General features: G+C 70.2%; 13 protein-coding genes. 6 read left to right on the top strand and 7 right to left on the bottom strand.

The window, feature by feature from the left end:
- Positions 1-2: 2 nt before the first annotated feature.
- Complete coding sequence (gene apaG / locus MKK58_RS17155) at positions 3-395, bottom strand: Co2+/Mg2+ efflux protein ApaG (protein ID WP_238278946.1); 393 nt, start codon at positions 393-395, stop codon at positions 3-5.
- A 146-nt stretch (positions 396-541) separates the two neighbouring features.
- On the opposite strand from apaG, the gene MKK58_RS17150 reads away from it, so the two are divergent.
- The 5 genes from MKK58_RS17150 to MKK58_RS17130 all read left to right on the top strand — a co-directional run bounded on the left by MKK58_RS17150 (position 542) and on the right by MKK58_RS17130 (position 4,771).
- Positions 542-961, top strand: coding sequence for a hypothetical protein (locus tag MKK58_RS17150; RefSeq protein ID WP_243913203.1), 420 nt, complete (start codon positions 542-544; stop codon positions 959-961).
- 98 nt (positions 962-1,059) lie between these two features.
- On the top strand, positions 1,060-2,166 hold the full coding sequence (locus MKK58_RS17145) for a 2'-deoxycytidine 5'-triphosphate deaminase (RefSeq protein WP_243913201.1): 1,107 nt from the start codon (positions 1,060-1,062) through the stop codon (positions 2,164-2,166).
- A gap of 534 nt (positions 2,167-2,700) precedes the next feature.
- Positions 2,701-3,918 (top strand): oxalate/formate MFS antiporter, encoded by a 1,218-nt coding sequence (gene oxlT, locus MKK58_RS17140; protein ID WP_243913242.1) that lies wholly within the window; start codon positions 2,701-2,703, stop codon positions 3,916-3,918.
- Between the two features lie 329 nt (positions 3,919-4,247).
- Positions 4,248-4,445, top strand: coding sequence for a hypothetical protein (locus MKK58_RS17135; protein ID WP_243913200.1), 198 nt, complete (start codon positions 4,248-4,250; stop codon positions 4,443-4,445).
- Between the two features lie 164 nt (positions 4,446-4,609).
- Entirely contained in the window at positions 4,610-4,771 is a 162-nt protein-coding gene (locus MKK58_RS17130; protein WP_243913199.1) for a hypothetical protein, read from the top strand.
- Between the two features lie 116 nt (positions 4,772-4,887).
- On the opposite strand, the gene MKK58_RS17125 is transcribed toward MKK58_RS17130, so the two are convergent.
- From MKK58_RS17125 to MKK58_RS17110, 4 genes are all read right to left on the bottom strand, one after another.
- On the bottom strand, positions 4,888-5,307 hold the full coding sequence (locus MKK58_RS17125) for a hypothetical protein (protein ID WP_243913198.1): 420 nt from the start codon (positions 5,305-5,307) through the stop codon (positions 4,888-4,890).
- A 214-nt stretch (positions 5,308-5,521) separates the two neighbouring features.
- Positions 5,522-6,247 (bottom strand): 6-phosphogluconolactonase, encoded by a 726-nt coding sequence (gene pgl / locus MKK58_RS17120; RefSeq protein ID WP_243913197.1) that lies wholly within the window; start codon positions 6,245-6,247, stop codon positions 5,522-5,524.
- A gap of 88 nt (positions 6,248-6,335) precedes the next feature.
- The gene (gnd, locus tag MKK58_RS17115; RefSeq protein WP_243913196.1) at positions 6,336-7,310 is read right to left on the bottom strand and encodes a phosphogluconate dehydrogenase (NAD(+)-dependent, decarboxylating); all 975 of its coding nucleotides are present in this window, start codon (positions 7,308-7,310) and stop codon (positions 6,336-6,338) included.
- A 169-nt stretch (positions 7,311-7,479) separates the two neighbouring features.
- Entirely contained in the window at positions 7,480-9,813 is a 2,334-nt protein-coding gene (locus MKK58_RS17110) for an NADP-dependent malic enzyme (RefSeq protein ID WP_279578417.1), read from the bottom strand.
- Between the two features lie 388 nt (positions 9,814-10,201).
- Between MKK58_RS17110 and MKK58_RS17105 the strand changes: the two genes are divergently transcribed.
- Positions 10,202-10,456: a DUF3297 family protein gene (locus tag MKK58_RS17105; RefSeq protein WP_243913194.1), complete on the top strand. Its 255-nt coding sequence runs from the start codon at positions 10,202-10,204 to the stop codon at positions 10,454-10,456.
- Here MKK58_RS17105 and MKK58_RS17100 read toward each other — a convergent pair.
- Both MKK58_RS17100 and MKK58_RS17095 read right to left on the bottom strand, forming a co-directional pair.
- The gene (locus tag MKK58_RS17100; RefSeq protein WP_243913192.1) at positions 10,453-10,866 is read right to left on the bottom strand and encodes a hypothetical protein; all 414 of its coding nucleotides are present in this window, start codon (positions 10,864-10,866) and stop codon (positions 10,453-10,455) included. The two genes, MKK58_RS17105 and MKK58_RS17100, sit on opposite strands and share 4 nt — an antisense overlap.
- 29 nt (positions 10,867-10,895) lie before the next feature.
- On the bottom strand, positions 10,896-11,768 hold the full coding sequence (locus MKK58_RS17095) for a glycosyltransferase family 2 protein (RefSeq protein WP_243913190.1): 873 nt from the start codon (positions 11,766-11,768) through the stop codon (positions 10,896-10,898).
- Positions 11,769-11,828: the final 60 nt, after the last annotated feature.

The following is an 11,828-nucleotide window of genomic DNA, read 5'->3' as shown; positions in this document are numbered from 1 at the left end:
CCCTAATGCACGCTGCGTCGAACGTGGGGCGAATCGAGGGAGAAGGCCGGGATTTCCGCCTCGAAACTCTCGCCGCCATGGGTGGCCATGGTGTAGCTGCCGGCCATCAGGCCGTCCGGCGTGGTGAGGGGGCAGCCGCTGGTGTAGCTGAACGATTCGCCCGGCTCGAGCACCGGCTGCTTGCCGACGACCCCGGCGCCGCGGACCTCCTGGGTCTCCCCGCGCCCGTCGACGATGCGCCAGTGGCGGGAGCGCAGTTGCACCTGCTCCGAGCCGTTGTTCACGATCTCGACCGTGTAGGCGAAGAAGTAGCGGCTCTCGGCCGGCGACGATTCTTCCTCGACGAAGCGTGGCATCACCGTCACGCTGATTCCGCGCGTCTGAGCCTTGTACATCGCCGTCTCTGCCTCCCTGGCCGGACCTGAAACCCCGCGCGCGCTGCGTTCGCGACAAGCACAGGGCGTCGTGGTACGGCCCTCGCAAAACCGCGTCAATCGTGGCGAATGCGGGGGTGCCCGCGCAAGATCGAGGTCCGTGTCCCGTGGTCGAGGAGACCGTTTCGCGCACCACCCTGCCGTCGCCCGGCCGGGCGCTCCTCGCGAGCCTCGCCATCGCGGGCCTGACCGGCGCCTTCGCCTGGTCCGCGCCCGAGCGCAACGGCTGGGCCGCGGGGGCGCTCGCCGGGGCGCTGATCCTCGACGGTCTGGCGCAGGCGGCGGGAGCCTGGCTCGCACGGCGCGGGGATGGCCCGCCCCGGATCGCCGGCCTGCCCTCGCTGGTGCTGGCCTTCGGGCCGGCCGCCGGCCTCGGGGCCGTCCTGTTCGCCGCCGCCCTGCTGGCCTGGCCCGCCGGGTTCCCGCTGCTGGCGAGCGCGCTGGCAGGGCTCATCGCCATGGGCGCCATCGCGCGTCTCGTCCTCGCCTGGATCGTCCTGCGGATCGACCGGGACCCGGACGCTTAACCGGACCTTAGGCGATCCGGCCGCAATCGTGCAGGATACGGCGTTCCCGCCCCGGTCGCCGGGGCGGTGCCCGATTGATCAGCGGGTGGTGCGAACGGATGCCGGACGCGATGCGGGACGGGGCGGACAGCCGCCAGCACGGAATTCTGGCCGCGGGCGGGATCGAGGCCCTGACGCGCGCGGGCGCGATCCGGCCCGACACGCCCTACGCCGCCGACCAGATCCAACCCGCGAGCCTCGACCTGCGCCTCGGCGCCCGGGTGTTCCGCGTGCGCACCAGCTTCCTGCCCGGCGCCCGCACGGTCTCGGCCTGCATCGCGGCCTTCGCGCTGCACGAGATGGACCTGGCGCAGGGGGCGGTGCTGGAGACCGGCTGCGTCTACATCGCCGAGTTGCAGGAGCACCTCGCCCTGCCGGACGACCTCGCCGCCAGCGCCAATCCGAAGAGCTCGACCGGCCGCATCGACGTCTTCACCCGCGTCATCACCGACCGGGGCGCCGCCTTCGATCAGGTCGAGGCCGGCTATCACGGGCCGCTCTATGCCGAGATCTCGCCCCGCACCTTCCCGGTGAAGGTCCGCACCGGCTCACGCCTGTCGCAGATCCGCTTCCGGCGCGGCGAGCCCCGCCTCACAGACACCGAGCTCGCCGCCCTGCACGCGGCCTCGCCCCTGGTCGACGCGGCGAACCCGACCTTCCAGGGCGGCATCGGCGTCTCGATCGATCTCTCGGGCTTCTCCGGCCTGGTCGGCTACCGTGCGCGGCGCCATACCGGCCTCGTCGACGTCGACGCGCCCGGCGCCCACCGGGCGGCGGATTTCTGGGAGCCGCTGCAAGCCGACCCGTCGCGGGCCCTGATCCTCGATCCCGGCCAGTTCTACATCCTGGCCTCCAAGGAGGCAGTGCAGGTGCCGCCCGACTTCGCCGCCGAGATGGTCCCGTTCGACCCCCTGGTGGGCGAGTTCCGGGTCCATTACGCCGGCTTCTTCGATCCGGGCTTCGGCTTCGCCGCCGCCGGAGGTGCCGGCGCCCGCGCCGTCCTCGAGGTGCGCTCGCGCGATGTGCCGTTCCTCCTCGAGGACGGCCAGATCGTCGGCCGCCTCGTCTACGAGCGCATGGCCGAGCGCCCGGCCACCCTGTACGGATCGGGGGCAGGCTCGAACTACCAGGCGCAAGGGCTCAAGCTCTCGAAGCACTTCGCCTGAAGCCCCACGCGCCGAATCAGGTGTTTCGCAGTGCAAGACGCACCGCGATGCGGATGACGCATGTCTTGTGGATTGCGGGGACAGCGCTGCGGATTGCCGTCGGGGCGGCGGCGATCCAAGACCAGATGGGACCACATCAAGATCTCAAGCGGCGATCCGCAGGTATTTCAGCGACTTAACAGGTGCGGACCATCCCGGCACCGAGCACCGCCCAGAGCTTACTGATCCCAGGGCGCATAAACGGGCGAGGCGAGCCCTTAATCCCGGAAAATGGGGCTTGGCGACTGAATTATTCTGCTTGCACGCATATCTGGTATACCAAATAATGCATACATGCGGCCCTGGATTTTTGGCGCCGCAGCGTCACCCCACGCCAGCGGGGCGCGAAATTGCAAGATAATTCGAACTCTGCATAACAGCACGAAACACAAGATCGAATAAGGGAGAAAGCTCATGGCCCTGACCGCTGCCGCGCCCCCAACGGCGAAACCGACCGTCAATCGATGGCTGCAACTTGTCCTCGGCGTGGCCTGCATGGTCGCGGCGGCGAATATTCAATACGCCTGGACCCTCTTCGTTCCGGAGATCCAGAAGACATTCGGCTGGGATCGCGCCGCGATCCAAGTCGCCTTCACGATCTTCGTCGTGGTACAGACCTGGCTGACGCCGATCGAAGGTTACTTCATCGACAAGTACGGCCCGAGCCGGGTGGTGATGTTCGGCGGCCTGATGACGGGCCTGGCCTGGATCATCAACTCCTACGCGACCTCGCTCTCCGGTTTTTACCTCGGCTCGGTGGCCGGCGGCATCGGCGTCGGCTGCGTCTACGCCACCTGCATCAACAACGCCCTGAAGTGGTTCCCGGACAAGCGCGGCCTCGCGGTCGGCCTGACGGCGGGCGGCTACGGCGCCGGCTCGGCCCTGACGATCATTCCGATCGCCAACATGATCTCCCAGGGCAGCTACGCCCAGGCGTTCTTCACCTTCGGGCTGATCCAGGGCGGCATCATCATGCTGGCGGCCATCGGCCTGCGCGGTCCGGCCAAGGGCGAGGTCGTCTACTCCACCAAGGTGCTGCAGACCCGCCGCGACTACACCCTGCGCGAAGCCCTGCGCACGCCGGTGTTCTGGGTGATGCTGCTGATGTTCACCTGCACGGTCACCGGCGGCCTGATGGCGGTGGCCCAGCTCGGCGTCATCGCGCAGGATCTCGGCGTCAAGGAGTTCCAGGTCAACCTGTACTTCTTCGCCATGGCGGCCCTGCCCTTCGCGCTGATGCTCGACCGGGTGATGAACGGCATCTCGCGCCCGCTCTTCGGCTACATCTCGGACCGGATCGGCCGTGAGAAGACGATGTTCATCGCCTTCTCCATGGAGGGCATCGGCATCGTCGCCCTGGGTTACTTCGGCACCAACCCCTGGGCCTTCGTGATCCTATCGGGCATCGTGTTCCTGGCCTGGGGCGAGGTCTACTCCCTGTTCAGCGCCACCGCCGCCGACACCTTCGGCTCCAAGCACATCGGCAAGATCTACGGCGTGCTCTACTGCGCCAAGGGTTTCGCGGCCCTGTTCGTCCCCGTGGGCAACCTGCTCATGCAGGCCACCGGCACCTGGGCCACCGTGCTCTACACCGTGGCGGTGATGGATCTGATCGCGGCCTTCCTGGCCATGGCGGTGCTCCGGCCCATGCTCAAGCGGCACCACGCCGCGCAGGGGAACGTCCAGCCCGCCGGCGTCCTCGCCCACGCCTGAGCCCGGCGCCCGCCCCCGTCACACGGGGGCGGGCCCATGGAGGGGATCGCTCTCCAGAAACCCGACAGCCCCGCGCCGGATGCCCTTCCGGGAGCGGGGCTGTCGATGCCAGATCCACGGCCGGACAGCGCGCCCGTTCGAGGGCCGACGCATCCCGGGGGCCGGGGGCGGGCGAGGCAGGCTCGCGGACCCGGCGGCATGCGGCAGAATGGCATGACGTGACCTTGCGTGGATTCCTGTTCAGGCATCATTCGGCGAGCCGGCGCCCATTTCGGCGAATGACACGTCAGCCACGCCCCTCCGCCCTCCCTCCGCCGAAGTTTCCCGAGATGATCCTCTCCATCCTCATCGCATTGGTCAGCATTCCCTTCGCGGGCATCGTCCTGCGCACCGCGGACTTCAACCGCGACGTCTTCGCCGTGCTCTACGTCTCGTCCCTGGGCCTCGTCCTCTCGGCCATCCTGCTCACGAGCGGCTACTACCTGCTCCCGCTCCTCCCGGTCGTGGCCGACACGCCGCACCGCTGAAACCCCGACCCCGGCCCACGCCCGGGCGAAGTACGTTCGACGAAATAAAAAAATCCGTGCCGGAGCCGTGCAATATCGGCATGACCGCACTGCGGTATGTGGCATACCAAAATCAATGGTGCAGTGCGATACACACTTATCGCAACGCCACAGAGGTCTCCGCCATGATCGCTCTGTTTGTTCTCGGCCTCGCCGCCGTCGCCGTGGGCCCGATGCTGGCCCTCCTCACGGACGACGCCGCGCCTTCGACCGCCGACACGGGTTCGGCCGGCATGTTCGTCGCCCTCAACGACAACGCCCGCACCGAAGCCCGCCGCGCCGCCTGATCCCTCCGTCCGACGGATTTAAGCCTGCGTTCGACCCGCCCGACAGCGTCGCGGCGGGTCTTTTCATGCGCGGGCCCCTCGAACGTCGATTCGGGGGAAGCGCGCGGCGCGCCGGTTCAGGGAGAGCGCGCGGCGCGCGCCGCTGCGGTCCGGGGCGCGCGGGCGGGCTTCGCCACGGGCCGCTCTTCCAGGCCGCCGATCCCGCTGCCGTCGTCGAGGGCCGGGATCAGGTCGAGGCTCAGGGCCGGGCCGCGGGGGCCATCGACCGCGACGCGCGGCGATTCGACGGGGGCGGGGGCCGGCTCGGCGGCCACGGCCGATGCCCGATACGCCTCCGTCCAGACCCGGCCGGATGTCTCCGGCTCCGCATCCGGGAGCCGGGCTGAAGCCTGGAATCCGGGTGGCGGCGACGATTTCACTCCGAGGACGAGGAAGACGGGCAGGCTGAGCGCGGCCACGATCGCCAGACCCGCCAGGGCACCGGCGCGAATCCCGCGCAGGATGGGATGGCGGCCGCCCTCGGCGACGGTGCGCAAAGGCCCGATCCGGCTGCGGGACGCAAGGCGCAGTTCCCTTCGGGAAAGCGGGCGAAGGGGCAGGGCGACGAAGGGGTCCACGCCCATGGCGCAACGTCACGAAGACCGGGATATTCCGGCAATCCTCAAGTGTTCGCGCGAACCTTGCGCCGACGCAACACTTTTCATCAGATGAGACCGGGAACGCGGCGCGAATGACCAGGTTTCGTGGAGTTCAGGCCCCCGCGGCCTCCCGGTCCACGAGCCAGACTTGTTGCCCGACGCTGCGGACGTGCCCGACCGGGAGGTCCTCGCCCCGGGCGAGACGGCGCAGGGGCTCCTGCTTGCCCGCCCCCGTGACGAGGAACAGAACCTCGCGGGCCGAGGCGAGCGCCGGCACGGTGAGGGTGATGCGCGGCACGAACGGGGCGAGCCCCGCCTCCGGCACGGGCGCCACCCAGGCGTGGCGCTCCCGCAGGGCCGGCTTGCCGGGAAACAGCGAGGCGGTGTGCCCGTCCTCGCCGAGGCCGAGCAGGACGAGGTCGAACAGCGGTCGCGCCCGATCGAGTTCGTCCGCCCCGTAGAAGCGTCTCAGGGTCTCGGCATAAGCGCGCGCACCCGCCTCGAGGGTGCCGCGCGTGTCGATGCCGTGGAGGTGCCCCTCGGGGATCGGCGCATCGCCGAAGGCCTCGCGCGCCATGCGGACGTTGCTCGCCGCATCCGTCCACGGCACCATCCGATCATCGCCGAAGAACCAGTGCAGGCGGTTCCAGGGCAGGTCTGCCCGATAATCCGCGCCGAGACGCGCGTAGAGGCGCTTCGGGGTCGAGCCGCCCGACAGGCAGACGGCGATCTCGGGCCGGGGCGCGCTCCGGCAGAGGGCGACGAGGCGCCCGGCCGCGGCCTTCGCCACGGCATCGGCGTCGGCCAGGATCTCGGCGCGCTCGGGCAGGGGGATCATCGGCACCTCGATAGCGGGTGGCAGGGAGTTGATCGATCCGGGGGCGATCCCCCGGACGGGCAGGCAAGCCGAAGCGCGCCTTCGGGGCCTATTTCGGCTCCTGGTGGCCGCCGAATCCCTTGCGCATGGCCGAGAGCAGCTTGTCGGCGTAGCTCGCCTCCTCGCGGGAGCGGAAGCGCGCGTAGAGGGCGGCCGAGAGCACGTTGGCGGGCACCGATTCCTCGATCGCCGCGTTCAGGGTCCAGCGTCCCTCGCCGGAATCGGCGACGAAGCCGGTGAAGTTCTCCAGGTGCTCGTCCTGGGCGAGCGCCCCGGCGGTGAGGTCGAGGAGCCAGGACGAAACCACGCTGCCGCGCCGCCAGACCTCGGCGATGTCGCCGATGTTCAGGTCGAAGCGCTGGGCCTCGGGCAGGTCCTCGGAATCGGCGTGCCGGAGGATGTCGAAGCCCTCGGCATAGGCCTGCATCAGGCCGTACTCGATGCCGTTATGGACCATCTTCACGAAGTGGCCCGCCCCGCTCGGGCCCGCATGGATGTAGCCGGCCTCCGCCCGCGGGTCGCGGCCCTCGCGCCCGGGCGTCTTCGGGATGGTGCCCACGCCCGGCGCCAGGGTCCGGAAGATCGGGTCGAGGCGTTCCAGGGCGGCTTGGTCGCCGCCGATCATCATGCAGTAGCCGCGCTCCAGGCCCCAGACGCCGCCGGAGGTGCCGACGTCGACGTAGTGGATGCCGGCGCCCTTCAGCTCGGCGGCGCGGCGGATGTCGTCCTTGTAGAACGAGTTGCCGCCGTCGATGATGACGTCGTCCGCGGCCATCAGACCGCCGAGGGACTTCACCGTGGCCTCCGTGATGGTGCCTGCCGGGAGCATCACCCAGGCGGCGCGGGGGAGGCTGAGCTTGGCGACGAAGTCGGCGAGGCTGTCGGCCCCCACCGCGCCCTCCGACACCAGGGCGGCGACCGCCTCCGGGTTCTGGTCGAAGACCACCGCCTCGTGCCCGTCCCGCAGCAGGCGGCGGACGATGTTGCCGCCCATTCGGCCGAGGCCGATCATGCCGAGTTGCATCCCGTGTCTCCCGTCCCGCGACGGCGAACCGGACCAGCGCCCGGTCGTCGCACGCCCCTCACGAGCAGGGCTATCGCATTTGACGGGCGAGGGCGAGGCGGCGGCTCAGCCGCCGCCCTTGCGTCCCACGCGCGGGTCCGCCCCTTGCCGGGGACCCTCGTCGGACCCCTTAAGCGGAGGTCGGCCCGACGCCGGGCTCGGCCAGGACGGGGCTGGCCCCGACCTCGGCCGCCTGCGCCTCGACCACGGCGGCGGCCGTGACGTTGACGATGCCGCGGGCGGTGACCGACGGCGACAGGATGTGGGCCGGCTTGGCCGGGCCGATGAGCAGCGGCCCCACGGGGAGCGCATCGGCCAGCACCTTGGCGAACTGGAAGGCGATGTTGGCCGCGTCCAGGTTCGGCAGGATCAGCACGTTGGCCGCCCCCTTGAGGCGCGAGGCCGGCATCACCCGGTCGCGGATGATCTCCGACAGGGCGGAATCGGCCTGCATCTCGCCGTCGACCTCGAGGTCGGACCGGCGCTCGCGGATCAGCCCCAGGGCGGTGCGCATCTTCACCGCCGAGCGCGAATCCGACTGCCCGAAATCCGAGTGGCTGAGGAGCGCGATCTTCGGCGTCAGGCCGAAGCGGCTGACATGCTCGGCGCAGGCCACGGCCACATCCGCGATCTCCTCGGCACTGGGGTCCGTGCGGACATGGGTGTCTGCGAGGAAGTAGGCGCCCTCCTTGGTGACGATCAGGCTCATGGCGGCGAAGTCGAGCACGCCGGGGGCGAGGCCGATCACGTCGCGGATCACCCGCAGGCGGGTCTCGAAGCGCCCTTCGAGGCCGCAGATCAGCGCGTCCGCCTCGCCGCGGCGCACCGCGATGGCGCCGATCACGGTGTTGTTGGTGCGCACCAGGGTGCGGGCGGCGTCCGGCGTGATGCCCCGCCGTCCGGCGGCCTCCAGGTAGGTGGCGACGTAGTCGCGGTAGCGCGGATCGTCCTCGGGATCGATGAGGTCGAAGTCGACGCCCTGTTTCAGGGAGAGGCCGAAGCGCTTGATCCGGGTCTCGATCACCCGGGGCCGGCCGACGAGGATCGGCCGGGCGACCTTGTCCTCGCAGATCGCCTGCGCGGCGCGCAGCACGCGCTCGTCCTCACCCTCGGTGTAGATGACCCGCTTGGGGTTCTCCTTCGCCTTGGAGAAGATCGGCTTCATGATGAAGCCCGAGCGGTGGACGAAGCGGTCGAGGCTGTCGGTATAGGCCTGGATGTTCTCGAGCGGCCGCCCGGCGACGCCCGAATCCATCGCGGCCTGCGCGACGGCCGGGGCGATGCGCAGGATCAGGCGCGGATCGAACGGGCTCGGGATCAGCGAGCGCGGGCCGAAGGGCCGGGCCTCGCCGCCATAGGCGCGGGCGACCACGTCGGAGGGGGTTTCGCGGGCCAGCGCCGCGATCGCCTTCACGGCGGCCTGCTTCATCTCCTCGTTGATCGAGGTGGCGCCGACATCGAGCGCCCCCCGGAAGATGTAGGGGAAGCAGAGGACGTTGTTGACCTGGTTGGGGAAGTCCGAGCGTCCGGTGCAGATCATCGCGTCGGGGCGCTTCTCCTGCGCGAGGTCCGGCATGATCTCGGGGTAGGGATTGGCCAGCGCCATGATCAGCGGCTTGTCGGCCATCTTCTCCAGGTATTCGGGCTTCAGGACACCGCCGGCCGAGAGGCCGATGAACACGTCGGCACCGGGGATGACCTCGGCGAGCGTCCGGGCCTGCGTCTCCTGCGCGTAGACGTCCTTCCAGCGGTCCATCAGTTCGGCGCGGCCCTTGTAGACCACGCCCTTGATGTCGGTGACCGTGATGTTCTCGACGCGGGCGCCCAGCGACACCAGCAGGTTGAGGCAGGCCAGCGCCGCCGCGCCCGCCCCTGAGGTGACGATGCGGACGTCGGAGAGCTGCTTGCCGGCGAGTTCCAGGCCGTTGAGGACGGCGGCCGCCACGATGATCGCGGTGCCATGCTGGTCGTCGTGGAAGACCGGGATGTTCATCCGGGCCCGGCACTGCTCCTCGACCTCGAAACACTCGGGCGCCTTGATGTCCTCGAGGTTGATGCCGCCGAAGGTCGGCTCCAGGGCGCAGACCACGTCGACGAGCTTGGCCACGTCGTGCTGGGCAACCTCGATGTCGAACACGTCGATGCCGGCGAACTTCTTGAACAGGACGGCCTTGCCCTCCATCACGGGCTTCGAGGCGAGGGGGCCGATATCGCCGAGGCCCAGCACGGCCGTGCCGTTGGTGAGCACCGCGACGAGATTCTGGCGGATGGTGAGGGTGGCGGCCTCCTGGGGATCCTCGTGGATCGCCATGCAGGCGGCGGCGACACCGGGCGAGTAGGCCAGAGCCAGGTCGCGCTGGTTGCCCAGCGGCTTCGTTGCCTGGATCTCCAGTTTCCCGGGCCGCGGCAGTCGATGGTAGACGAGCGCTCCCGACTTGAGATCGTCGGACATATTGTCGCCCATGGTCGTCCTCCTCAGGATTGCGCGCTGCCCCGTCATCGGAGCGCGTCTCCCATCATCGGCGGGATTTTCGCTGGGGGCTCCTGTTGCACCGGCTGCCGGATGGGCGCAACCCGCGGCTGGAGACCCGGATCGACCGTGCCCGCCCGCCGTTCGGACCGGTTTCCCCATCGGCACAAACTCCTACGGCGGGGCGCTCCTGTCGCGTCTGGATCGCGGCGCGACGCTGACGATCGGGGCGTTTTGTTCCATCGCGACGGGGATTGCGTTCCTGGCGACCCCCGCAGCGAGGCTCCGGCCGGCTCGGCGTTGCGGCCTCGCGTCGAATCCCTTACCCGCTAGCGCTCGCCGTCCACACCGCACGACGTGAACCGATCCAAGGCCCGCGACGATGTCCGATACGCCCCCCGACCGCCTCGCTGTGAATCCCAACAGCCCGTTCTACGACGAGAAGATGCTGGAGCGCGGCATCGGCATCCGCTTCAAGGGCGTCGAGAAGACCAATGTCGAGGAATACTGCGTCAGCGAAGGCTGGGTCCGCCTCTCGGCCGGCAAGACCCTGGACCGCGCCGGCAACCCGATGACGGTGAAGCTCAAGGGCCCCGTGGAGCCGTATTTTCGCGACGACGCTCCGGCCGAAGGCTAGACCTCGGCGGGGCTGTCCGACATCGGCGCGCCCCTGTCGGAACAGCCCCCGGCCGTCGCAGCCTGGTCGCAGGGCCGCGATCCCTGACCGGACATGGCATTCCCGGCAGGCCCCCGCTCGCGCTTGGCCCGTTCACCGGCAAAATTGCGCACCGCCACGGCGATCGCCTCCGCCAGCGCCACCTCCGAGGTCGGGTCGCGCAGGACGAGGCTGGTGATGGCGTCGGGGTGGTTCTTGCGCTGCTTCGGGGTGCGGGCGTGGTTCGAGACCCGCAGGGCGAAGGCGCAGGCGCCGGGCTTGAGGTAGACGCTGTCGCCCCGCGTGTTGCGCGCGCTCACGGCGAAGCCCTGGGCCACGAGGGCGTCGACCGCGCGGGCGAGGGCCTCGGCGGGCGTGAGGCGCTTCATCACGGGGTGGTGCCTTCCCGCATGGATTTTACTCATGGAAGCAGGCCCTCGCGGGCGAGGGCGCTGAAACCGCGCAGGGCCGCGAAGGCGCCGGCGGCGGAGCCCGCATACCGCTCGAAGCGCCCGCGCCGCAGAGCGAGGCCGGTCAGGGCTGCCTTCGGCAGGTTGGCCGCGAGCACGCCGAGACTCGGATCGGACAGGCCGTATTTGGCGCAGACATAGGCCCGCGACCAGGCCTGGTGCCAGCGCGTGCGGAACACCCGGCCGGGCTCCGGCGCGCAGGAGCGCCCGCGCTCGTGCACGGCTTGGGCTGCGTGGACATGCACGAGGGCATGGCCCGCATCCGCCATCCGGCGGCAGAAATCGTCGTCCTCGTAGAAGAGGAAGATGTTGGGATCGAAGCCGCCCAGGGCCAGGAACAGGTCGCGGCGCAGCATCAGGCAGGCGCCGGAGAGGAAGGGCGCGCAGACGTCTCCCTCCGGCAGGGCGCGCCGACCCTTCGGGTTCGCCAGATAGGGTGAGAGGAGCGAGCGCGGCTGGAAAAAGACGCGCCCGTCCGGCTCGACCAGCCGGGGCGCGAGCAGCCCGGCATCCGGGTAGGCGCGCGCGGCGGCCAGCAGCGCGTCCACGGCGCCCGGCCGCAGGACCACGTCCGGGTTGAGGATCAGGACGCGCTCGGCGCGCCGGGCCGCCGCCACGCCGATGTTGTTGGCGCGGCCGTACCCCTCGTTGCGGGGGTTCTCCACCACCTCGGCCCCGGCCGCGCGGGCCACGGCCACCGAGGTGTCCCGGCTCGCATTGTCCACCACGAGGGCCGGGACGTGCTCGGCCGCGAGGGCGCTCAGACAGGCCGGCAGGCGCTCGGCGCTGTCATGCGCCACGACGACGGCGATCACGCTCGGCATGGTCGCCTCGGGAGGTCTTGCCCCGGACGGCCCCGCCGCCCCGGTGCGGGGCCGCGGGGC

The sequence above is a fragment of the Methylobacterium sp. J-078 genome (genome assembly GCF_022829285.1).
Classification (GTDB): domain Bacteria; phylum Pseudomonadota; class Alphaproteobacteria; order Rhizobiales; family Beijerinckiaceae; genus Methylobacterium.
Note: the sequence above shows the minus strand (reverse complement) of the source record. Positions and strands in the feature narration are given on the sequence as shown.